This window comes from Herbaspirillum sp. UBA812, assembly GCF_002296545.1.
GTDB lineage: Bacteria > Pseudomonadota > Gammaproteobacteria > Burkholderiales > Burkholderiaceae_D > Herbaspirillum > Herbaspirillum huttiense.
Map to the genome: position 1 here is coordinate 10,880 of NZ_DBIC01000263.1, position 21,445 is coordinate 32,324.

Sequence of the window (21,445 nt, forward strand, 5' to 3'; positions counted from 1 at the left end):
AGGGCTCCTGCCCCTCGGCGGCCCGGCAATTCCGGGCCGCCCGCTTCATTCCGACCAGATCGGCAGGATTTGCGCCGATTCTTGCGAACCGCCGCCCCGGAGTTGAACCGGGCTACCCAATGTAATCCTGCCAGCATTCGGAATGATCAGGACCACTCCCGCCCGACCAGAATGTGCGCGATACGGAGATGTAATCGCAACGGCATTCGGGCGGCAGTGGCAACCTGTCTTGCACCATCAAAGCGGTGTGGATGCGATCTCCTGCACCCAGTGTCCCGCCTGCATCTGTCCGGCCGCAAAGCTGGCCAGCAGTTTGAAGACCTCATCGGAGAATCCGCCGATGTTGAGGATATCGTCCGACTCCGGCGCCTGGCTGGTGGCATACGGTGCCAGATCGATGCAGACCAGGCGCGCCTTCGGATTGCGGCGCTTGAACTGCTGCCACTGGCGCATCGTTTCGGTCGCGCCGCTGGCGTGATGGCGCAGCCAGGACTCGTTGTCCGACACCAGCACCACCAGATCAGCACGCTGCTGGCGTTCGTTCAACCAGCGCAGCGGCGCACTGCAGTCCGTTCCGCCCCCACCGATACGCGCCAGCCGCGCGGCGTTGGCCATGACCTTGTCATGGGGAACCAGTGGGCAAGGCACCACGCGCTGTTCGAACGGCAGCACGCAGGCCGCAGGATTCTTGCGCACGATGGCCGCGGCCAGCAGTGCAGCCACGTCGATGCATCGCACCGCGCTGGTACCACCCGCACGCATGCCGCTCACCGGGCTGGACATCGAACCCGACACATCCGGGCAGACCACGACCGCGCCTTCCAGCACCGGCACATTGGCCAGCGCGATTTCCATGGCGCTCTGCAAGGCGTCGCGCACCAGCTCCGGTACTGTTCCGGCAGCAGCCTGCCATGCGGCCATCAACTGATACGGGAACACCCGTGCCGCGGCAATGGCCTGTGGATCAGACAGCTTGGCGGCGATCAGCTCGGTCATGCCGGGCAGCTCGAACACGCCGTGGCGCGCGAAGCTGTTCAGGTTCATGCGCACCATGTGCCAGCCACCCTGCCGCGCCATCCCGGCCCATTCTTGCGTGCCCGGCTGCAAGGCAGTGAGCAACTGGAATGGCACCGCCGGTACCGGCTGGCTGCGGTCGCGCTGATAGGCCCGCAGCGCAAGCGTCAGCGGCGGCAATGCGGCCTCATCAAACGGGCGGCCGATCAGCCAGGCGAAGAACGCGGCGCGCCACGGTTCGGCCGGCTTGGGATGCACCATGCGGACCACGTCGGCCAGCGACGGCGACTGCCCTATACAGGCGGCCAGCAGTTGCTGCTCCGTGGCCTGGTTCAGCCAGGCCTGCACCAGCTTCTTGGGACGAGTGCCCAGCGACTTGCGGCCGGTCACGCCGGAACGCAGGATCTGTACGAAATTGCGCAGCATCTTGCCCTGATCTACCACCCCGGCAAATGCCGGTGCCAGTTCATCGGCACCACGGGCGGCCAGCACGGCCAGCAGCAGCGCCGGCATGTCCTTCATGTAGCTGCGGCGCCGAGCGTACAGCGCGGTCTGGGCGATGAAGCGCGGGGCGATGTCCTGGCTCAGTTCCAGCACGGTGGCCAGTTGCGCTTCGGCACTGGCGTAGAAGGTGCGGTTCAGGCAGCCGGTGGCCGCGTACTGCGCCAGGATGTGCTCCTTGCTCAAGGCATAGGCAGCGCCACCGGCGTGGTTCATCGCATCGGCCGCCGGCAGCAGGCGGCGCTTCAGGGTCTGGAACAGTTGCACATTCGCCATTTTCTTTTCCTCGTTGATCGCTTGGTCTTGCTCCCTGTATTGCAACGGGTGTGCCAGGTCTGGCGAGATGCCCGGAAATTTCTTTTAACTCATTGAATTGATTGAATAAATCAGATTTCAGGAAGATTTTCTGCGATTTGCCTGCGCCCGAGAAAAACACGATAATTTATCCATCAAGATAAGAACTTATCCAGTTATATGGCAAAGAAAAAAGTAGTCATCGGTTTCGTCGGCACCCAGCTTGACCACGGACGTGGCGCTGCGCGCTGGGAAAAATGGCGTCCGACCATCGCGCTGACGCAGTACCCGGACGTGGTCATCGACCGTCTGGAACTGCTCTACATCGGCGAGCGCCATCTGGGGCTGGTCGGGCAGATCGGGCGCGACGTTGCCAGCGTCTCGCCTGATACCGTCGTGCGGCCGCATGATCTGCCGATCCAGGACCCCTGGGATTTCGGGGAGGTCTACGCCAACCTGCTCGATTTTGCGCGCGCCTATCCGTTCGATACCGACAACGAGGAATACTGGATCCACATCACCACCGGCACCCACGTGGTCCAGATCTGCCTGTTCCTCATGACCGAGGCGCGCTACCTGCCCGGCGTACTGTTGCAGACCTCACCGCCGCGCCGGCAGGCGGCAGGCTCTCCTTGCAGCTATGCCCTCATCGACCTCGACCTGTCGCGTTACGACCTGATCGCGCAGCGCTTTTCGAGCGAACAGCGTGAAGCGCTGGCCTTGCTGAAGTCCGGCATCCCCACGCGCAATGCGCACTTCAACCACATGATCGAGGAGATCGAGCGCGTGGCCATCCGCTCGCGCGCACCGATGTTGCTGATGGGGCCGACCGGGGCCGGCAAGTCCTTCCTGGCGCGGCGCATCTACGAACTGAAGAAGTCGCGGCATCAGTTGGAGGGCCGCTTTGTCGACATCAATTGCGCCACGCTGCAGGGCGACGGTGCTGCCTCAACCTTGTTCGGTCACGTGCGCGGTTCCTTCACCGGTGCAGCCCATGATCGTCCGGGCTTGATGCGTTCGGCGCACAAGGGATTGCTGTTCCTCGACGAGATCGGCGAACTGGGGCTGGATGAACAGGCCATGCTGCTGAAGGCCATCGAGGAGAAGCGCTTTCTGCCGGTCGGTGCCGATATCGAGGCGCAGAGCGATTTCCAGCTCATTGCCGGCACCCATCGCGACCTCGCCCGCGAGGTCGCGGCGGGCCGCTTCCGCGAGGACCTGTTTGCCCGCATCAACCTGTGGACCTATGCCCTGCCCGGCCTGGCCCAGCGCCGCGAAGACATCGAACCCAACCTCGACTACCTGCTCGAACGCTTCAGCGCCGAGCATGGACAGGTGGTGCGTTTCAACAAGGAGGCGCGGATGCGTTATCTGGCCTTTGCCGTGTCATCGGCAGCCAGCTGGCCGGGCAATTTCCGCGACCTGTCGGCGTCCGTCGTGCGCATGGCCACGCTGGCCGATGCGGGGCGCATCAACGATGCGCTGGTGGAGGAAGAGACCGCGCGCCTGCAGCTTCAGTGGCGCGCCAGTGCGCAGCCTGCGTTGGGAGAAGAGGACGTTGATCTGGACGCCTTGCTGGGTGAGCAGGCGCAGGCGCTGGATCTCTTCGATGCGGTGCAGTTGCGCGCCGTGGTTGCCGTGTGCCGCCGTTCGCGCTCGCTGTCGGAAGCGGGGCGTACGCTCTTCGCGGTCTCGCGCGATGCCAAGGCAAAGCCCAATGATGCGGATCGGCTCAAGAAATATCTGGCGCGCTTCGGCTTGGCTTGGGATGATGTGGCGGAGTGACACAAGCCAAGGCACGATGTGATGCGGTCGGCAAAGTCATTGCCCCTGCATCACCACATCCCGCAACAAGCGATCCAGCACCGAATATTCGCCCCGTCCATCCTTTTGGGGCGTGGGCACGTGCTCCAGCCGCTGCAATTCCAGTTCGATGAAACGATTGATCTCGGGCATGGCTGCGCCCTCTTCGGCCTCGCCCGCGCGCCGCTTGATGACCAGCAGTGCATCGATGGCCGCGCGCAATGCCGCATCGCTCACCATCGCCTCGACCAGGTCGAGGAAACGCATCGGCACCGGTCCGCGCTGCTGCTCCACCCACAGCGCCGCCATCAGCGGCCGCAGCACGTAGAGATATTTTTTCAGGCGGACGCGCTCTCCCTGCAGGTACTCGCGGTAATTCTTGCGTGCCATCTGCAGGTAGTGATGGAACACGCGATCCGGGCGATGTACCAGGTCGGCCGCCGCATTGATCTTGTCGACGAAGCTGACGTCGGCCCGGTAGACCACCGGCGACGACAGCCATTCCACCACCGTGGCGTTGCCATTGTGCAGTAGGGCCAGCGTCTTGCGCAGGTCCCAGCCGCTGACGTCATAGGTGGCATTGACGGGCAATTCGATCACGTCGCGGCCGGGGAAGACGGTGAGATACCAGTCGGGCCGGTGTACGTAGATGAAGCGCACGTCGTAGTCACTGTCCGGCGAGGCAAATCCCCAGCCCCGGCTGCCTGACTCGCACGCGAACAGTACGCGTACCTGATGCTCGGATTCGATGCGCGCAAGCGTCTTGTCGATCTCGGCACGGATCTGCGGATCAATCGGATGTTCATGGTGCTGCCAGTCGGCGGCAGCGGCGGGTGAGGAGGTGTCCATGCCGTGGATCATAGCAGGCAGGACCGGGCGGGAAGGCAAGGCCCTGGTGTTTCTCAGTCCCCCAGATCGATCGTCCCCGCCAACCGCACCGCCTCCGGCGTCTCATACATGGCCACCACCCAGGCCTGATCGGCATCAGCGGCATGCGCATTGAGCGTAGCCGCAACGAACTGGATGGAAGCACGATCCAGGCTGGCGTAGGGATCGTCCAGCAAGGTCAGCGTGGCGTGGGCCGCGAAGGCGGCCGCCAGGTAGACCTTGCGCTTGCTGCCGGTGGAGAGCATGAAGAGCTTTTTCTCCAGGTGCGGCGTCAGTGACAGACCTTCGGTGAGAGCCGGCAACAAGCCATGATCGAAATGCGGATACCGTTGCGCCAGGGCCGCAAAGACTTCCGGCGGCGTCATCTGGTCATAGGCCTCGGTCCGCGGATCGAGGAAGAACACTTGCCGACGGTAATTCTCGGGCTCGCCATCGAGTCGCACACCATTCAACTCCAGCACGCCATCGCGCGCCGGCATCAAACCACCCAGCAGATTGAGCAGCGTGGTCTTGCCGCGGCCATCGCCGCCGCGCACCAGCGTCACGCCGGCCGTGATGCGGGCCGAGAAGTCCTGGAACAGGTCCAGGCCGGGATAGGAAAAATTCAGGCGCGATACCAGCAGCAGCGCTGCGCGGTCAGAAACTTGGGTCATCGGTGAGGGGGCGTGGGGAATCGAAGGGAGAGCGGATTGCGCTCAGGAGCGCTGGCGGCGCGCCGCCTGGCGTTTGGCTTCCTCGGCGGCCTGCTTTTCCTTGCGCGCATCGGCCAGCATGGCCAGGGCCAACGCCAACGGCGGATAGAGCAGGATCAGGCCGCTCCAGTCGTGGTCCGACAGAAACATCAGCGCGGCGATGCACAGGTCGACCGCCATCAGGAACATCAATGGCCACCCCACGGGCGCACCCAGGAAGGTCTTCTGTCGCTTGTTCTTGAAATACAGTGCCATGCCGTTCACCCTGCTTTGTGTTTCGCTGCACGGCCGCCGGGCAGCGCCGCAGGGCGCATTGATGGGCGGGCAACATGCTGGCGATGGGTTGTCTCCTGCCCCGGATTATAAAAGATGTGGACCCGGGGAGGGAGCCGGCAGCACATCTTCCCATCCGGCAAAAATGGTCCAGCCTGTGGAAAAAATATAAAAAAAACGGTCCCGGCAAACGCCGGGACCGTTGTCCTTGGCAAGACCACCGCAGGCCGACAACTCAACGGGCCTTGGCTGCCCCCGGCCACATGCGTACCACCAGGGCCAGCACGGCCGCCGCCACTGCCAGTGCCACCACCGCGATCCAGCCCCACTGTGCCAGCGCCAGGCTGCCCAGCGCCGCACCGGCGGCCATGCCGATGAACATGCCCACGAACAGCACCGCATTCAGACGGCTGCGGGCACCGGGTTCGATGCTGTAGACGATGGTCTGATGCGCCACCAGCGTCGCCTGCACGCCCAGGTCAAAGCCGATGGCGGCCAGTGCCAGCAAGACCAGTTGACCTTGCGTCGAGAACCACGGCGACAGCGCCATCGAGGCGAAGGACAGCGCCGCCAGGCTCACACCCAGACGGGTCACCAGCTCCGGACCTTTCTTGTCCGAGATGCGGCCCGCCAGGGGCGCTGCCAGCGCACCAGCGGCACCGGCCAGACCGAAGGCACCGGCCGCCGCACTGCCGAGGTGGAACGGTGCGCCATGCAGCATCACCGCCAGCGTCGACCAGAAGGCCGAGAAACCGACCGACAGCAAGCCCTGGGCCAGCGCCGCACGGCGCAACGCGCCATGCTTGCGCACCAGCGTACCCAGCGAGCCCAGCAGTGCGCCATACGACAGATGCGTGGTCGGATGGAAACGCGGCAGCCCGCGCCACGCGGCCAGGCCGATCAGCGCGATGCTGGCCGAGGCCCCCACGAACATGGCGCGCCAGCCAAAGTGCTCGGCCACGAAACCGCTGACCACCCGCGACAGCAGGATGCCCAGCAGCAAGCCGGTCATGACGGTACCGACGATGCGGCCGCGATGCTGCTCCGGTGCCAGGGTGGCGGCGGCCGGGACGATGTCCTGCGCCAGCGTGGCCGTCAGGCCGATGGCCAGGCTGGCAGCCAGCAGGGTAGCGATGCCGGACGCCGCACCGGCCAGCAGCAGCGCCACCGTCAGGATGGCCGCCTTGATGAGGATGATGCGGCGGCGGTCATAACGGTCGCCCAGCGGTGCCAGCAGCAGGATGCCCAGTGCATAGCCGAGCTGGGTCGACATCGGCACCATGCCCACGGCGCGCTCGGAGGCACCGATGTCATCGGCCAGCACGCCCAGCATGGGCTGCGAATAGTAGAGCGAAGCCACGGCCAGGCCGGCACCGGTGGCCAGCAGGCCGATCAGCCCGGTCGACAGGCCGTGGGCAGGAGAGGAAGCCGCAGCGGGGGCGGCTGTATGCGTCTTGGGAATGCTGTTCATGATGGAGCCTCGATAAGTGGGTCTGGCTGCCGGCCCGGAAAAATCCCCTTTCTGCCAGCGTTGGAACGGATTGTCCGCTTCCCGGCTCGCATCTGGTAGTAGCGCCTGCGGCAGAATTGTTATACGTTAGCCGTATGACCAAGCCCCTCTCCCCTGCCCCCAGTTTCTCCGCCACCGGCCTGACGGACCGCATCGAGCTGATCCAGACCTTCGTGCGCATCGTCGAGGCCGGCAGCCTGTCGGCAGCAGCGGCCCAGCTCGCGACCACGCAGCCCACCGTCAGCCGCCGCCTGCAGGCACTGGAACGCTCGCTGGGAGTGCGCCTGCTGCAGCGTTCCACCCACGCCATGAAGATGACCGAGGATGGCGAACGCTGCTACGAGCGCGCCAAGGAATTGCTGGCCGGCTGGGATGAGTTCGAAAGCGAATTGCGCGGTGCCCGCCAGCACGCGGAAGGTACGCTGCGGGTCGTGGTGCCGCACGCCTTCGGGCAGAAGCAGCTGATCGCGCCCTTGTTGCAGTTCATGCAGCGCCATCCGCGCATCACCGTGGAATGGCTGCTGCATGACCGTGCCGCCGATTTCATCAGCCAGGGCATCGATTGCGCCATCCAGGTCGGCGAAGTCAATGATCCCTCGGTGGTGGCCATCCACCTGGCCGAGGTGCCGCGCATGACGGTGGTGGCCCCCGCGCTGCTGGAGGGCCGGGCCCTGCCGCGCCAGCCTGAAGAGCTGGCGGATTTCCCCTGGATCGCCATTCCGGCCTTCTACCGCCGCGAAATCACGCTCACCCACGCCACCAGCGGCGAACAGCGCCAGGTGGCCTTCCGGCCGCAGCTGGTCACCGACAGCCTGTATGCGTTGCGCAATATCGCCATCGAAGGCATGGGCGTGGCCGTAGGCTCATCGTGGGTACTGGCCGAGGATGTGGCCGCCGGCCGCCTGGTCCAATTGCTGCCGGAGTGGGAGCCGGCACCGCTGCCGGTGTCGCTGATGTACCCCTATGCACGTTTCTACCCGGCCCGGCTGCGCCACTTCATCGACACCATGAAGGAAGCGATGCCCTCCGTGGTGCACCAGGCCGTGGGACGGGGTGCGCTGCAGGGGTGATGGCCGCTGCCTATGAAGCCTTGGTCCCGACACGCTCCATCCAGGCAGCGATGTTGTCATCTAGGGAAATGCCTGAGGTTCAAGGATGAGTTAACCGCTTATAGTGGGCTCAACATCTAGTCCTGCGCGGCCGTGAATGCCAATGGCGGCTTCCGGCCCGGACAACGTTGGACAGGAATGATGTCCCCGCGCACAGGCGCGCAGACGCGCATTCGTATCGATCATCCAAAGCGGGAAACCAGTAAATGGCCATCGAAAAAGAGGATGACGCTCTTGCTGAGCGTCACTCCCGATCGCTGATCCACCAGCTCAACCGGCTTGAGCAGATCGTGGAAACCCTCACAGCGACGTTTGAAGAGATGGCACTTCATGCCGACATCCGGACCGGGGATTCTTTCAAATCCCAGGCTGCTGATGCCATTGCCAAGGCCATGAAGACCTGATGCCGGTGCGCATCGGGTACGCGCTCGCACTTCCTTTTTAACTGTTTGCATCAACGACCCCGCCGCCTCGTGCAGAGCGCTGCGGGTACGCTGTCGCGCATTCCGGTGCGCGGCATTTCAACGTAATGACATGAAAACCAACCAGCGATGCGCTGGCAACAATGGGGTAAGGAAAATGTTTGGATCAATGACCGTCGGTCGAAAACTGGGGCTGGCCTTTCTCAGCATGGTGGTGGTGTCGCTGGCGGTAAGCAGCCTCTCGCTGTTCAACTTCAACCGGCTCGAAGGGGCCAGTGCCATGAATGTCCATACCTATGATGTCATGGGCGCGGCCGACGACATGCTGATCAACATGGTCAACATCGAGACCGGCATTCGTGGTTACGTGGCCTCCGGCAACGAGGCGTTTCTCGATCCCTACCTGGGTGGGCGCAAGGCGTTCAGCAAGGCATTCGATCAGGCCAAGGCGCTGACCGCCGACAACCCGGTCCAGCAGAAGCGGCTGACGGAGATGCTGGAGCTGACCAACAAGATCGAAGAGGTCGACCAGACCCTGATCAAGTTGCGCAAGCAAGCCAATGCCAGCGCCTCCACTCAAGACCTGCAAACCTATTTCGGCGCGACCCACGACAAGGTTTTCATGGACCGTTTCCGCGGCCTGCAGAGTGAATTCGTGAAGGCCGAAGAATCGCTGCTCAAGGAACGCGGCGAGCAGGTCCGTGAGCTCAGCAGCGCTACCTTCGCAGTGCTCATCGGCGGGGGCGCGCTCACCGTGCTGTTGGCCATCGTCGCCGGCCTTGCCATCACCCGCAGTATCCTCAATGCCCTCGGCGGAGAGCCGGCAGCCGCCGCGCTGGTCGCCCAGCATATCGCCGCGGGAGACCTGACGGTGCCGGTTCCCCTGAAGCACAATGACCGCACCAGCCTGATGGCCTCGCTGGCCAGCATGCGCGAGCAGCTCACCACCATCGTGCGCGGCATCCAGACCTCGGGGGAATCGATTTCGGTGGCCGCAGGCGAAATCGCCACCGGCAATACCGATCTGTCGCAACGCACCGAGCAGCAGGCGGCATCGCTGGAAGAAACCGCGTCGAGCATGGAAGAACTGACCTCCACCGTGCGCCAGAATTCCGACAACGCCCGGCAGGGCAACGTCGTGGCCGAGGATGCTTCCGCGCTGGCCCTCAAGGGTGGCGAAGTGGTCGGCCGCGTCATCTCCACCATGAACGAGATTTCCGACAGTTCCAACAAGGTGTCCGAGATCATCACCGTCATTGAAGGCATCGCCTTCCAAACCAATATCCTGGCGCTCAATGCGGCCGTGGAAGCGGCACGCGCCGGTGAGCAGGGACGCGGCTTTGCCGTGGTCGCCAGCGAAGTGCGCTCGCTGGCCCAGCGCAGCGCCGCCGCCGCCAAGGATGTGAAGGATCTCATCGTGCTGTCGGGGGAACGCGTACAACGCGGCACTCACCTGGTCGGTGAAGCGGGCGGGACCATCGATGAAGTGGTGCAGGCGGTGCGCAACGTCACGCAGATCATGAACGAAATCTCCGCCGCCTCCCTGGAGCAGACGGCCGGCATCGAGCAGGTCAACCAGGCGCTCGGCCAGATGGACCAGGTTACCCAGCAGAATGCGGCGCTGGTGGAGCAGGCTGCGGCGGCGGCCCAGGCCATGTCTGAACAGGCAACCGAACTGCGCAGTGCGGTGGGGATCTTCAAGACCGCCGGCGGCGTAGTGCGGCCAGTGCCGGTGGTGCGTGCGGCGGCTGCCGCCAAGCCGGCCCCCAAGGCCGTGTCCAGGCCGTCGCTTCCGGTGGCACCAGCGCGCGCCACCAAGGCACAGCCGGCTGCCGGGCAAGGCCCTTCCTCCTCCTACAAGAAGGATGCTGGCGAGGGCGACTGGGAAACCTTCTGAGCGCCTGTTTCGCTGGCGAGTCCGGCGTACCAACGTAAAAATGCCTGCATCACGCAGGCATTTTTTTTGATGGCGCGCGGCGCACGTCAACCCTGATGCTGATCCAGCCGCATGGTGCGCTGTTGCGCGTAATGCTGGTGCCAGGAGAACGCCTCGCCCAGCAGATGCGGCGTATGGCCACCGGCCCGGCAGGCGCGTTCGAAATAGTCGCGCAGCTGCGGCCGGTAATCCGGATGGCAGCACTGCTCGATCACCTTCACCGCGCGCTCGCGCGGTGCCAGGCCGCGCAGGTCGGCCAGGCCCCATTCGGTGACCAGCACGTCCACATCATGTTCGCTGTGGTCCACATGCGAGACCATGGGCACCACGCTGGAAATGGCACCGTCCTTGGCCACCGACTTCGACACGAAGATCGATAGCTGTCCGTTGCGCGCAAAGTCGCCCGAGCCGCCGATGCCGTTCATCATGTGGGTGCCGCCCACGTGGGTGGAATTGACGTTGCCGTAGATGTCGAATTCGAGCGCGGTATTGAGCCCGATGATGCCCAGCCTGCGCACCAGTTCCGGATGATTGCTGATCTCCTGCGGACGCAGCACCAGCTTGTCGCGATAGCGATCCAGGTTGGCCAGGAAATGCGCATACTTGGCCTGCGACAGCGTGATCGAGGAGGCCGAGGCAAAAGCCAGCTGGCCCGAGTCGAGCAGATCGATGGCGCTGTCCTGCAGCACTTCCGAATACATCACCAGATTGCGGAACGGTGACTCCACCAGCCCGTGCAGCACCGCATTGGCGATGGTGCCGATGCCTGCCTGCAGTGGCGCCAGCGTATGCGGCAGACGGCCGGCTTCCACTTCGCATTCGAGGAAATGGATCACGTGACGCGCAATGGCCCGCGTCTCATCGTCCGGTGGCAGCACCGAGGAGGGGCTGTCGGGTGTTTCGGTGAGCACGATGGCCACCACCTTTTCCGAATCGAAGGGAATGGTCGGACGGCCGATGCGGTCGCCCGCTGCCGTCAGCGGGATGGGTTTGCGCTCGGGGCGTGCGGCCGGCAGATAGATGTCGTGCAGCCCCTCCAGCGCCAGCGGCACGCTGGTGTTGAGTTCGATCACGATATGCCGCGCCTGCTCCACGAAGCTGGCCGAATTGCCGACCGACATGGTCGGCACGATGCCCTCTTCGGTAATCGCCGCAGCTTCGATGACGGCGATGTCGATGCGCGAGGGCGTGCCGCTGCGCAATTGCTCGGCCGTCTCCGAGAGGTGCTGGTCGATGAACATGACCTCGCCCGCATTGATCTTCTTGCGCAGTGTGGGGTCGACCTGGAACGGCAGGCGTCGCGCCAGCAGGCCGGCCTCGGCCATCAGGCCATCGCTGCCATTGCCCAGCGAGGCCCCGGTGATGACGGTGAAATGCAGCTCTTCCTGCGCGGCGCGGTCGGCCAGTGCACGCGGCATGGCCTTGGCGTCACCGGCGCGGGTGAAGCCGCTCAGGCCGATGGTCATGCCGTTGTGGAAGAAGGTGGCCGCCTCGGCGGCGGACATGACTTTGCCGGCCAAGGCGGGCTGGCGAATGCGCTGGCTATCCATGAGAGTGTGCTCCTGCTCGGGTTCTTTAGGGGACGTGAAGTGCATCCTTGACGGACTTCTTGCATCTTGTTTGTCCCAAGTATAGGAGCCGGCAGGTATGCACTGTATGATTAAAATTCCGTCGTTCCAGTCGGAAAATGCATACTTCCCCGCCACCCTGAAACACCGCCGAAAGCCGCTGCCATGGACATCCGCGCCCTGCGCTACTTCACCGAGACGGTCCGCCTGGCCAGCTTCAGCCGCGCCGCCGATGCCTTGCACGTGACCCAGTCCACCGTCAGCAAGATGGTGCGCCAGCTGGAAGACGAGGTTGACGCCCCGCTGCTGGTGCGCGATGGCCGCCGCCTGCAGCTCACCGATACCGGGCGCGTGGTGTATGAGCAGGGCCAGCAGATCCTGGCCTCCATGCAGCGGCTGGACGCCGAGGTGCGCGATACCAAGGCGCTGCGCTGCGGCCGTCTGGAGATCGGCATCCCGCCCATGATCAACATCCTCTGCACCCCGGTGCTGAAGGCCTTCCGCGAACGCCATCCCGAGATCGCCATCGTCCTGAAGGAAGACACCGGCCCGCAGATCGAGGAACGCGTGGCCAATGGCGAACTGGAAATCGGCATGACCGTACTGCCTGCCGATCCCGAACTGGAACTGCAGACCCTGCCGGTGGCGCGCTATCCCATGTGGGCCGTGGCCCAGGCCGGCCGCTTCCAGAAGAACCGCGCCACCCTGCGCTGCGCCCAGCTCGATGGCATGCCGCTGGTGCTGCTCAACAACGAGTTCGGCCTCACCCGCAGCCTGCGCGGCATGTTCGGGGAATTGGGCATCCGGCCCGAGATCGTGGCCCAGAGCGCCCAGTGGGACTGGCTGGTGGCCATGGCCCTGGCCGGCATGGGGGCGGCGCTGCTGCCCGAACCCTTCATCCACCGCCTCGCCACCGACCAGCTGCAGGCAGTGCGGCTGGTGGAGCCGGAAGTGCAATGGCAGGTTGCCTATGTCACACGCGGCGGCGGTTATCTCTCGCATGCGGCGCGGGCGTGGATGGCCTTGAGCGAGGAATTGTTTGCGGGTGGCCGCGTGCGCAGGTAAAGAGAAAAGAGCATACCGGAGCGCCTCGGTGCAAAAAGCGTCAGCATTCCATTTTGGAATGGAATCGGTGAATTTAAGTCATGCCATGAATACGCCCTGATTCCTATACTGGCCTTGCCGATACCTGCCGCCCCTCCTCACTCGTGAATTCGGAACCGGAATGACGTCTTGACGCCGTGAGTGCGCAGGTGTCGGCACTCTCCACGAGTGCCCTGCCCTCCTCCACCTGCCCGCTCGCCAGCACGATCATGCCGCCGCTCTTGTCGTCGCGTTTTTCCGTCCGTTTTTCCCTCTATCGATTCCTGCTGCTGCACTACTGCCGCCGCTGCCGCACCCGTGTCGAGCGCTGGCGCCTGCAGTTCCCGCTGCGCCACGCCAACCTCTCCGAGGGCCTGCGTGCGGCCTGCGGCGCGGCGGCCATGCTGCTGCTGGGCGAGTGGCTGGGCAATCCCCTGTTCTCGTGGGCGGCCATCGGGGCCTTCCTGACCAGCCTGGCCGACAGCGCCGGTTCCAATCGCGCGCGCCTGGCCTCCATGGGCGGCTTCGCGCTGGCCTCGACGCTGGGCGGCATGATCGCCGCCAGCGCCGCCGGCTGGCGCGTGGAAGCGGGTTTGCTGACCATCATGGCCTGCGCCGGCGTGGCCGGCTTCTCGCGCATCTACGGGGCCGCTGCGGGTCTGGTGCTGATGCTGGCGGCGGGCGTCTCGGCCATCATGGCCGACGCGCCGGTGGTGCTGTGGCCGCTGGCGCAGAGCCATGTCCTGATCTATTTCGCCGGTTGCCTGTGGGCGCTGCTGCTGGGCTTGACGGTGTGGCGCATCCACCCCTTCGCCCCGGCGCGCCAGGCGGTGGCGCGCGCCTATGGCACGCTGGCCGAGCTGGCCGCCCTCGCGGCCGATACCGATGCCGCCGATCCCGCCTATGCCGTGCATGCCGCTGATCTGGCGGCCCACACCCGCCGCCATGCGCGCTTCGATCTGGCCGCCGCCCATCGCACGCTCGATGCGGTGGCGGTCGAACGCACCGAGTCCCGTCGTCTCTACGAAAACCTGCTGGTGCGGCTGGCGCGCGCCGAGGCTCTCCTCGATGGCATCACCGTGCTGGCCGACCTGCAACTGACGCATTACCAGCCCCTGCGTGCGCGCTTGCGCAGCGCCCGCGTGCTGGGCGCAATTGCGCGCCAGCTGCAGGCCATGCAGCGCGAGATGCAGCGCGGCGAGGCGATTGCCGCCGATGAAGATGCGCGCATCATGCTGCGCCTGCGCCAGCTGGTGGCGCGCCTGCCCAGCGGTACCGGGCGGCTGCTGCAGCAGCTCGATACGCCGCTGGCCCGCGGTCCGGACGATCCGGCCCGCCTCAAGCAGGCCGCCCGCGCCGGACATCAAGCGCGCCACGGCATGTCTGCCCTGCTGCACCGCCTGCGCGCACTGGGGCGCAAGGCCGCGCTGCACGTGCGCGCCGGATCGGCGGAATGGCATCACGCCTGGCGCTGCGCGGCAGCGGCCGGGGCGACCTACCTCATCGTGCATCTGCTGGAATTGCCCTTCGGCTACTGGGCCACCATGGCCACCATGCTGGTCATGCAGCCCAGCATTGCCGACAGCTGGTCGCGCAGCATGGAGCGCGCCGTCGGCAGCGTGGTCGGCGGCGCGCTGGCCGTGGCCGTCTGTCTGGTGGTGCATTCGCCGCTGGGGCTGGCGCTGCTGGTGTTTCCGCTGACGGTGCTGACGATGGCGCTGCGCCCGGTGAGCTATGGGCTGTATGCGACTTTTCTCACGCCGGTATTCGTGCTGGTGGCCGATGTCGGTGGCGATCCCGCGCATGAGCTGGCCAATGCCGCGCTGCGCGCGGGCAACAATGTCATCGGCGCGCTGGTGGCGGTGCTGGCCAGTTACCTGTTCTGGCCGCGCCGCCACGAGGCCGATCCGCAGGGCCAGTTGCGCACCATGGCCGGTCTCAATCTGGCCTATCTGACGGCGGCACTGGCGGTGTACGACACGGCAGCCGACAAGGCCCGCCTGTCGTCGCTGCACGCGCATCGCCGCGCGGCCTGCGTGGCCAACGTGGAGGCCGGTCTGCTGTTGCAACGCCTGGCGCGCGAACGCGGCTGGCCCGAACGCGATCACGGGCGCGGCCGCACGGCGGTGGCCCTGTCGCGCCGCCTGGCTGCGGCGGCCAGCCACCTCTGGGCGCATCCGCAGCCAATCGAACCGTCTCTGCCTGCCTGGTTGCTTGCCCTGGCGCAAGCCCTGCAGGCGCAGGACGGGGCCGCATTGCACGCCCTCACGCGCCAGCGGCCGGCCCCGGTTGAGCTGGCCCAGGCGGCGGCGGTGGAAACCGCCTGCCTGCTGGTGGCGGCGCTGGAGGCCACGTCCGCCACCGGTTTGGCGGCATCAAGCGGGCCCATGCCAGGAAATTGACGGAAACAAATTCCCCCATCCCTGTTCGAACCGGAAAAAGCGCCCTGCGCGTACCGCTTCAACAACACTCTGGATGGAAGGGAACGGATGAACCTGGATCTTGATTTTCTGTACAACATGAACGAAGGGCCGCTGCGCTCCGGCCTGATCGTATTGGGCGTGGCCCTGGTGGCGGTGGTCGTCGGCATCGTCCTGCACCGCATGGGCATCGCCCTGGTACGACGCCTGGCGCGCGGCCGGCCCTTCACCACCACGGCCACGACCGTCACCTTCAATGCCAGCCGCACCTGCGTGATCCTCTTCATGCTGCGCCTGGTGCTGGCCGGTGCGCCGGACAATACCCCCGGCCTCACGCGCATCTCCTACCTGACCTCGGTGGCCTTCATCCTGGCGCTGACCTGGTTCCTCATGCGCTGCGTGAAATCGGTCAGCACCACGGTGGTCAACCTCAATCCCTATGATGTGGCCGACAACCTCAAGGCACGCCGCATCCTGACCCAGACCCGCGTGCTCTCGCGCAGCGCCTATTTCATCATCGCCCTGCTGGGCCTGGCCTTCGTGCTGCTGACCTTGCCCGGCGCGCGCCAGTTCGGTGCCAGCCTGCTGGCCTCGGCCGGGGTGGCCGGTATCGTCGCCGGTATCGCGGCCAAGCCGGTGCTGGGCAATTTCTTCGCCGGCCTGCAGATTGCCTTTTCGCAACCGATCCGCATCGATGACGTGCTCATCGTCAAGGGGGAATGGGGCCGTGTGGAAGAGATCACCGGCACCTTCGTCGTGGTCAGGATCTGGGATGAGCGGCGCATGATCGTGCCGCTGCAATGGTTCATCGAGAATCCCTTCGAGAACTGGACCCACACCTCCTCCACCATTCTCGGTACGGTCTTCCTGTGGCTGGATTTCGCCGTGCCGACGAACGCCATCCGCGCCGAATTCGAGCGCGTCTGCCAGACCCTGCCGCTGTGGGACAAGCGCGTCTGCGTGATGCACGTGACCGATACCAGTGAGCGCAACATGCAGGTGCGCCTGCTGGTCTCGGCCCGGGATTCGGGCTCGGCCTTCGACCTGCGCTGCCAGATCCGCGAACACATGATCGGCTTCATCGCCAGCAATTATCCGGAGGCTCTGCCCCGTCTGCGCGCCGAAGTGTCGTCGCGCAACCGGCCGGAGGCACTGGACACCATCATCGATGGCGCGCCGGGAGAGAAAACCGGCTGAACAAAACGAAGCGGGCCGCACTTGCGTGGGGCCCGCCTGGAGGGGAATCTGGCGCGCCGGCTGGTCCGGGGCGCCTTTTTTGCGACCGCAACTTACTGATTCGAGATGGCCAGCTCGCCATTGGCGCGGGCCTGGACCAGTTCGGCGCGGACTTCATCACGGCTCTTGCCGGAGGCCACGACCTTCACGTCCTGGTCACGATCACTCACCAGCAGCTGGCCATTGGCACGGGCTTGTTGCAGCTCGGCCACGACATCGGCGCGGGTCTTGGTGGAGACGAAGCGGGTTTCAGCGGGGTATTGGGCTTCAGCCATGGCAGCACCGACGGCGGTGGTCAGCAGCAGGCCGGCAAACAGGTTCTTGGCAATGTTCTTGGTGTTCATGATGGGTTCCTTTTTCGTGAGAGAGGATGCGCACGTCAACCCGTTCCGGTGGTGGTGGATCAGTCATCGCGTGCTGTCATCTTGGTGCCCAGTTTAGGGAAACACGGCGCCGGGAAAAAGACGAAAAACCGGAATTCATTGTTCCGCAAAATACTAACAATTCGATTTCTTCAGAGCACCCCTCGTGGTCACATGCATGACTGATGAATGAGAGGCAAATGGCCGAGGCCGTCGCGCAAGAAAAACTTAGAAACAGGAATGGGCGTTTCTAAGACTTTGTTGCACCAAAAACTAAGTAAATGGGACTGCATGCTGTTCCACAAAAATGGCCAGCAAGCGATGAAGAGAGGAATGCGGAAGAGCAAAGGCAGGCGGGCCAGATTACCGGCGACCGAGGGGAGAGAACGTCGCTTTCATGAGGCCCGCCTGGGGAGAAACGCTGGCACCGGCGCGGCCGGTGCGAAGTGATGCTGATACGGAGACTGATGCGTCAGGGCTTACTGGTTGGAGATGGCCAGTTCGCCATTGTTGCGGGCCTGGACCAGTTCGGCGCGCACTTCGTCGCGGGTCTTGGCGGAGGCCACGGCCTTGACGTCCTGGTCACGGTCGGTCACCAGCAGCTGGCCAGTGGCGCGGGCTTGCTGGAGTTCGGCGATGACTTCGGCGCGGGTCTTGGTCGAGACGAACTTGGTGTCGGGGACACGCGAGGCTTCAGCCATGGCGGTACCGACGGCGGTGGTCAACAGCAGGCCGGCGAAAAGATTCTTTGCAATGTTCTTGGTGTTCATGATCGTTCCTTGGTGAGTGAGGAGATGAGCACGTCAACCTGGGCCGACGTTGGTGGTTCAGTCGTTGTGTGCTGTCATCTTGGAATCCAGTGTAGGCATCTGCAGCAAATCGATAAAGAGGCCAAAACGGAATTCATCATTCCGAAATCCAGAACAAGCGGATGCAGAAAAACTTATAACTTGATATTCGCAAAACTTATAACTTGATATTCGCAAAACTTATAAATGCAAAAGTCGAAATTTAAGTTTTATGACAGTCGTGAAATTGTCGTTGGAAGTGCTTCTTCATAGGAGAAATGCCCTTCGAGACGAGGCAAATCGCCTTGCAGAAAACTTAGAAAACGGGATGAATGAAGCAGGAAGATTCGTGGTGGCGAAATTGCATCCGTGCAGATCTGCAGAGGCCTGTTGAAGACCGGTGGCCGCAGGCAGGAAAGGCAGGCGGGCCGCACTACCGGCGACCGAGGGGAGAGAACGTCGCTTTCATGAGGCCCGCCTGGGGAGAGACTGTCGCACCGGGATCGCCGGTGCGTTTGCTGCGGCCCTGGCCTGGCGCGTAGGCCGGGTCAGGACGGGAGGGTGCCGGTTACAGCGAAGGTGCCTGGGTGTTGCTGACGGCGGTGCCGTCCTGGCGGGCTTGTTGCAGCTCCTGTTGCACCTGCGCACGGGTCATGGTCGAGTGGAAAGGCTTTTCCACCGGATATTGTTCGCTCACCAGCAGTTCACCATTGGCGCGGGCTTGCTTGAGCTCGGCGACCACGTCGGCGCGGGTCTTGGTGGAGACGAAGGGCTTGTCGACCGGATATTGGTCGGTGACCAGCAGCTCACCGTTGGCGCGGGCTTGTTGCAGGTCGGCGATCACTTCAGCGCGGCTCTTGGTCGAGACGATCGGGGTCTCGGCGGGATACGATGCCTCGGCCATGGCGGCGCCAACGGCGGAGGTGAGCAGCAGACCGGCAAACAGATTCTTGGCAATATTCTTGGTGTTCATGATCGTTCCTTTGTGAGTAAGAGGATGAGCACTTCAACCTGGACTAGCTTTTGGTTCAGTCGTTGTGTGCTGTCATCGTGGAACCCAGTTTAGGGATTTCCGCCGCCGAGAAAAACCGGATAAAGCGGAATACATCATTCCAGATATGCGAACAATCAGTTTTTTCGAGGCTGTACCGGCGATTTTACGCCGCAGCTGCACATGGGATTTTGACAAGAAGTTGCACTTCTTCTTCTTGGATATCGGTCTCAAGTCATTGATTTAAAAGGGCTAAGGCGAAATTCCTTTCATATTGGCCTTTTAGCTGGCCCTCCATCTTTTGCGCCGCCGCAAAGCTTTTTCTATTTCATCAATAGAGAATACCAATGACTTGTTCAACTATTTTGAGCAAGTTTTTCAGGCAGACGCTGTATACGATACGATATAGCGAAGCCGTGTTCCCCAGCTTTTCCCTTCATATCACTCACAGGACCAGCCCGATGAAAACCGCCCTCGCCCTGCGTCACGTTGCCACCGAAGACCTGGGCCAGCTGGCCCCGCTGCTCACTGCCGGCGGTTACCAGATTCGCTATTTCGATGTCGGGGTGGAGTCCTTCATCGACGTTTCGCCGCTGGATGCCGAGCTGGTCATCGTGCTGGGCGGTCCGGTGGCGGTGTATGACAGCGAGTCCTATCCCTGGCTGCGCGCGGAAGTGGCGTGGCTGCGGGCACGCTTGCTGGAAGATCTGCCGACGCTGGGCATCTGTCTTGGCGCGCAGCTGATGGCGGCGGCCTTGCATGCGCGGGTGTACCCGGGCAGCTGCGGCAAGGAGATTGGCTGGGCCAGCCTGCAGGCGGGCCAGCATCTGGCCGAGACCCCCTGGCTGCAGGAACTGGTGGAACAGCAGACCCCGGTGCTGCACTGGCACGGCGACACCTTCGACCTGCCGCCGGGTGCGCGTCATCTGGCGTCGTCGGCGCTGTATCCCAACCAGGCTTTCGCCTGGGGGCGACATGGGCTGGCGCTGCAGTTCCATCCCGAGGTGGACATGCGCACGGTCGAACACTGGCTGGTGAGCCACGCCCACGAGATCGCCCACACCCGCAACCTCAGCCTGGCCACCCTGCGCGCCGATGCCCAGCGCCATGGCCGCCAGTTCGAGCGGGCGGTACGGCGCTTCTGGCAAGGCTGGCTGGAGAGCCTGCCCGCTCACTCCCCGGCAGCGGAACAACGCCGCGCCTGATGCCTCAGCGCGGGGCGGCCGCGGTGATCTTGCGACGGTCGACCCGCAGCAGCGGTGGCAGTGCTGCGGCCAGCGCATCGATCACGGTGCGCACGCGCAGCGGCAGGTGGCGCGTGGGCGGCCAGGCCAGGTGCATGTCGATGGTGGCGAAGGAAGCTTCGGGCATCAGCTTCACCAGCCGGCCGGCCTTCAGGTGGTCGCGGATGAGCCAGCACGGCAGGTGGGCCAGCCCGGCCCCGGCGACGGTGGCATCGGCAATGGCTTCCAGATCGTCGAAACGCAGCCGGCTGCTGACGGTGGCGATGCGCACTTCGCCCGTTTCATCGCGGATGGGCCAGCCGCTGGTCTTGCCGTAGAGGATGCCGTGATGCCGCGCCAGATCCTTGAAGTGGCGCGGCCGGCCATGCTGCGCTAGATAGTCCGGCGAGGCATACAGCATCATGGTCTGTGCGCCCATCCTGCGGGCGACCAGATCACTGGTGTCGGGCATGGGACCGCTGCGCAGGACCAGGTCCACCCCCTCCCCGATCAGATCCACACGGCGGTCCGTGAAGGAGGCCACGATGTCCAGCTGTGGCCAGCACCGCGCCAGTTCCACCAGCACCGGGGCCACGCACAGTCGCCCGAACAGGACCGGTGTGCTGATGCGCACCTGGCCGGCGGGCTCGCGCTGGCCATCGCCGACCAGTGCCTGGGCGCTTTCCAGTTCTTCCAGTGCGCGCAGGCAGCGTTCATAGTAGGCGCGTCCCTCGGCGGTCAGGCTCTGGCTGCGTGTATTGCGCTGGAACAGGCGCACGCCAAGCCGTTCTTCCAGCCGCGCGATGCTCTTGCCGACCGCCGAGCGCGTCAGGTGCAGGCGTTCTGCCGCACGAATGAAACTGCCCGCCTCCACCGCCTGAATGAAGACCGAGATGCCGCTGAAGCTGTCCATGTGTTTCCTCTGAGGCCTGCGAACTTGTCCGCAGTGCCAGGTGATTGGTGAATCTGATTCTACAAGCAAGAGAAAAAAGTCCGCCACAAGCCGGGGCGCAATTTTTCTACACTGGCGCTCTTCTTTTTCTCTCGACCATCAGGAGCCACCATGGACCACACCATGCGCCGCTGGCATCTCGGCCAGTTCGGCAAGCAACACCTGCAATTGCAGACCGTCGCCATTCCCCGGCCTGGCCCCGGCCAGATCCTGGTTCGCGTGGCCGCCGTCGCCCTCAACTATCGCGACAAGATGAACATCGACAACGGCACCGGCGGCGCGCAGGTGCAGCCGCCCTTCACGCCCGCTTCCGATATGGCCGGCGAGGTGGTCGCGGTGGGGGACGGAGTGCAGCGGTTCATTGCGGGCCAGGGAGCGCC

Annotated in this window: 19 protein-coding genes; 9 read left to right on the top strand and 10 right to left on the bottom strand. The window is 64.3% G+C overall.

Going from position 1 to position 21,445, the window contains the following annotated elements; translation table 11 throughout:
* Window positions 1-237: 237 nt before the first annotated feature.
* Window positions 238-1,791, bottom strand: coding sequence for a vWA domain-containing protein (locus tag B3873_RS17680; RefSeq protein WP_286867670.1), 1,554 nt, complete (start codon window positions 1,789-1,791; stop codon window positions 238-240).
* Window positions 1,792-1,989: 198 nt separating this feature from the next.
* Between B3873_RS17680 and rtcR the strand changes: the two genes are divergently transcribed.
* Window positions 1,990-3,594 carry an RNA repair transcriptional activator RtcR gene (gene rtcR, locus B3873_RS17685; protein ID WP_286867672.1) on the top strand — a complete coding sequence of 535 codons (1,605 nt, stop codon included), beginning with the start codon at window positions 1,990-1,992 and terminating at the stop codon, window positions 3,592-3,594.
* A gap of 36 nt (window positions 3,595-3,630) precedes the next feature.
* On the opposite strand, the gene B3873_RS17690 is transcribed toward rtcR, so the two are convergent.
* The 4 genes from B3873_RS17690 to B3873_RS17705 form a co-directional block, all read right to left on the bottom strand.
* Window positions 3,631-4,461: a nucleotidyltransferase domain-containing protein gene (locus B3873_RS17690; protein WP_286867674.1), complete on the bottom strand. Its 831-nt coding sequence runs from the start codon at window positions 4,459-4,461 to the stop codon at window positions 3,631-3,633.
* A gap of 53 nt (window positions 4,462-4,514) precedes the next feature.
* Window positions 4,515-5,153 (bottom strand): ABC transporter ATP-binding protein, encoded by a 639-nt coding sequence (locus B3873_RS17695; protein ID WP_286867677.1) that lies wholly within the window; start codon window positions 5,151-5,153, stop codon window positions 4,515-4,517.
* Between the two features lie 42 nt (window positions 5,154-5,195).
* Window positions 5,196-5,447 carry a hypothetical protein gene (locus B3873_RS17700; RefSeq protein ID WP_034333872.1) on the bottom strand — a complete coding sequence of 84 codons (252 nt, stop codon included), beginning with the start codon at window positions 5,445-5,447 and terminating at the stop codon, window positions 5,196-5,198.
* A 253-nt stretch (window positions 5,448-5,700) separates the two neighbouring features.
* A complete protein-coding gene (locus B3873_RS17705; protein WP_039788464.1) occupies window positions 5,701-6,936 on the bottom strand; it encodes an MFS transporter in 1,236 nt (411 codons plus the stop codon).
* Window positions 6,937-7,070: 134 nt separating this feature from the next.
* Between B3873_RS17705 and B3873_RS17710 the strand changes: the two genes are divergently transcribed.
* From B3873_RS17710 to B3873_RS17720, 3 genes are all read left to right on the top strand, one after another.
* The gene (locus B3873_RS17710; RefSeq protein WP_134220984.1) at window positions 7,071-8,045 is read left to right on the top strand and encodes a LysR family transcriptional regulator; all 975 of its coding nucleotides are present in this window, start codon (window positions 7,071-7,073) and stop codon (window positions 8,043-8,045) included.
* Window positions 8,046-8,290: 245 nt separating this feature from the next.
* A complete protein-coding gene (locus tag B3873_RS17715) occupies window positions 8,291-8,488 on the top strand; it encodes a hypothetical protein (RefSeq protein WP_286867680.1) in 198 nt (65 codons plus the stop codon).
* A gap of 175 nt (window positions 8,489-8,663) precedes the next feature.
* On the top strand, window positions 8,664-10,403 hold the full coding sequence (locus B3873_RS17720) for a methyl-accepting chemotaxis protein (RefSeq protein WP_286867681.1): 1,740 nt from the start codon (window positions 8,664-8,666) through the stop codon (window positions 10,401-10,403).
* An 86-nt stretch (window positions 10,404-10,489) separates the two neighbouring features.
* On the opposite strand, the gene B3873_RS17725 is transcribed toward B3873_RS17720, so the two are convergent.
* The gene (locus B3873_RS17725) at window positions 10,490-11,992 is read right to left on the bottom strand and encodes an acetyl-CoA hydrolase/transferase family protein (protein ID WP_286867682.1); all 1,503 of its coding nucleotides are present in this window, start codon (window positions 11,990-11,992) and stop codon (window positions 10,490-10,492) included.
* Window positions 11,993-12,175: 183 nt separating this feature from the next.
* Here B3873_RS17725 and B3873_RS17730 point away from each other — a divergent pair, with 183 nt between their 5' ends.
* The 3 genes from B3873_RS17730 (at window position 12,176) to B3873_RS17740 (ending at window position 16,710) form a co-directional block, all read left to right on the top strand.
* Complete coding sequence (locus tag B3873_RS17730) at window positions 12,176-13,075, top strand: LysR substrate-binding domain-containing protein (protein ID WP_039788456.1); 900 nt, start codon at window positions 12,176-12,178, stop codon at window positions 13,073-13,075.
* A gap of 176 nt (window positions 13,076-13,251) precedes the next feature.
* Window positions 13,252-15,495, top strand: a complete 2,244-nt coding sequence (locus B3873_RS17735) for an FUSC family protein (protein WP_286867684.1) — start codon at window positions 13,252-13,254, stop codon at window positions 15,493-15,495.
* Window positions 15,496-15,582: 87 nt separating this feature from the next.
* Window positions 15,583-16,710, top strand: coding sequence for a mechanosensitive ion channel family protein (locus B3873_RS17740; RefSeq protein ID WP_286867685.1), 1,128 nt, complete (start codon window positions 15,583-15,585; stop codon window positions 16,708-16,710).
* Window positions 16,711-16,802: 92 nt separating this feature from the next.
* On the opposite strand, the gene B3873_RS17745 is transcribed toward B3873_RS17740, so the two are convergent.
* From B3873_RS17745 to B3873_RS17755, 3 genes are all read right to left on the bottom strand, one after another.
* Window positions 16,803-17,093: a DUF4148 domain-containing protein gene (locus B3873_RS17745; protein WP_034336797.1), complete on the bottom strand. Its 291-nt coding sequence runs from the start codon at window positions 17,091-17,093 to the stop codon at window positions 16,803-16,805.
* Window positions 17,094-17,590: 497 nt separating this feature from the next.
* The gene (locus B3873_RS17750; protein WP_034332278.1) at window positions 17,591-17,881 is read right to left on the bottom strand and encodes a DUF4148 domain-containing protein; all 291 of its coding nucleotides are present in this window, start codon (window positions 17,879-17,881) and stop codon (window positions 17,591-17,593) included.
* A 586-nt stretch (window positions 17,882-18,467) separates the two neighbouring features.
* Window positions 18,468-18,872, bottom strand: coding sequence for a DUF4148 domain-containing protein (locus tag B3873_RS17755; RefSeq protein WP_286867688.1), 405 nt, complete (start codon window positions 18,870-18,872; stop codon window positions 18,468-18,470).
* Window positions 18,873-19,351: 479 nt separating this feature from the next.
* On the opposite strand from B3873_RS17755, the gene B3873_RS17760 reads away from it, so the two are divergent.
* Window positions 19,352-20,095 (top strand): glutamine amidotransferase, encoded by a 744-nt coding sequence (locus B3873_RS17760; RefSeq protein ID WP_204726264.1) that lies wholly within the window; start codon window positions 19,352-19,354, stop codon window positions 20,093-20,095.
* Between the two features lie 4 nt (window positions 20,096-20,099).
* On the opposite strand, the gene B3873_RS17765 is transcribed toward B3873_RS17760, so the two are convergent.
* On the bottom strand, window positions 20,100-21,026 hold the full coding sequence (locus B3873_RS17765; protein WP_286867692.1) for a LysR family transcriptional regulator: 927 nt from the start codon (window positions 21,024-21,026) through the stop codon (window positions 20,100-20,102).
* Window positions 21,027-21,176: 150 nt separating this feature from the next.
* On the opposite strand from B3873_RS17765, the gene B3873_RS17770 reads away from it, so the two are divergent.
* A partial coding sequence (locus tag B3873_RS17770; RefSeq protein WP_286867695.1) for an alcohol dehydrogenase catalytic domain-containing protein occupies window positions 21,177-21,445 on the top strand: 269 nt, incomplete at its 3' end.

Coding starts and splice junctions, on each gene's coding strand:
- B3873_RS17700 (WP_034333872.1), bottom strand. CDS start 5,447: ATGGCACTGTATTTCAAGAACAAGCGACAGAAGACCTTCCTGGGTGCG.
- B3873_RS17705 (WP_039788464.1), bottom strand. CDS start 6,936: ATGAACAGCATTCCCAAGACGCATACAGCCGCCCCCGCTGCGGCTTCC.
- B3873_RS17715 (WP_286867680.1), top strand. CDS start 8,291: ATGGCCATCGAAAAAGAGGATGACGCTCTTGCTGAGCGTCACTCCCGA.
- B3873_RS17765 (WP_286867692.1), bottom strand. CDS start 21,026: ATGGACAGCTTCAGCGGCATCTCGGTCTTCATTCAGGCGGTGGAGGCG.
- B3873_RS17755 (WP_286867688.1), bottom strand. CDS start 18,872: ATGAACACCAAGAATATTGCCAAGAATCTGTTTGCCGGTCTGCTGCTC.
- B3873_RS17760 (WP_204726264.1), top strand. CDS start 19,352: ATGAAAACCGCCCTCGCCCTGCGTCACGTTGCCACCGAAGACCTGGGC.
- B3873_RS17710 (WP_134220984.1), top strand. CDS start 7,071: ATGACCAAGCCCCTCTCCCCTGCCCCCAGTTTCTCCGCCACCGGCCTG.
- B3873_RS17695 (WP_286867677.1), bottom strand. CDS start 5,153: ATGACCCAAGTTTCTGACCGCGCAGCGCTGCTGCTGGTATCGCGCCTG.
- B3873_RS17750 (WP_034332278.1), bottom strand. CDS start 17,881: ATGAACACCAAGAACATTGCAAAGAATCTTTTCGCCGGCCTGCTGTTG.
- B3873_RS17720 (WP_286867681.1), top strand. CDS start 8,664: ATGTTTGGATCAATGACCGTCGGTCGAAAACTGGGGCTGGCCTTTCTC.
- B3873_RS17690 (WP_286867674.1), bottom strand. CDS start 4,461: ATGGACACCTCCTCACCCGCCGCTGCCGCCGACTGGCAGCACCATGAA.
- B3873_RS17740 (WP_286867685.1), top strand. CDS start 15,583: ATGAACCTGGATCTTGATTTTCTGTACAACATGAACGAAGGGCCGCTG.
- B3873_RS17745 (WP_034336797.1), bottom strand. CDS start 17,093: ATGAACACCAAGAACATTGCCAAGAACCTGTTTGCCGGCCTGCTGCTG.
- B3873_RS17730 (WP_039788456.1), top strand. CDS start 12,176: ATGGACATCCGCGCCCTGCGCTACTTCACCGAGACGGTCCGCCTGGCC.
- rtcR (WP_286867672.1), top strand. CDS start 1,990: ATGGCAAAGAAAAAAGTAGTCATCGGTTTCGTCGGCACCCAGCTTGAC.
- B3873_RS17725 (WP_286867682.1), bottom strand. CDS start 11,992: ATGGATAGCCAGCGCATTCGCCAGCCCGCCTTGGCCGGCAAAGTCATG.
- B3873_RS17680 (WP_286867670.1), bottom strand. CDS start 1,791: ATGGCGAATGTGCAACTGTTCCAGACCCTGAAGCGCCGCCTGCTGCCG.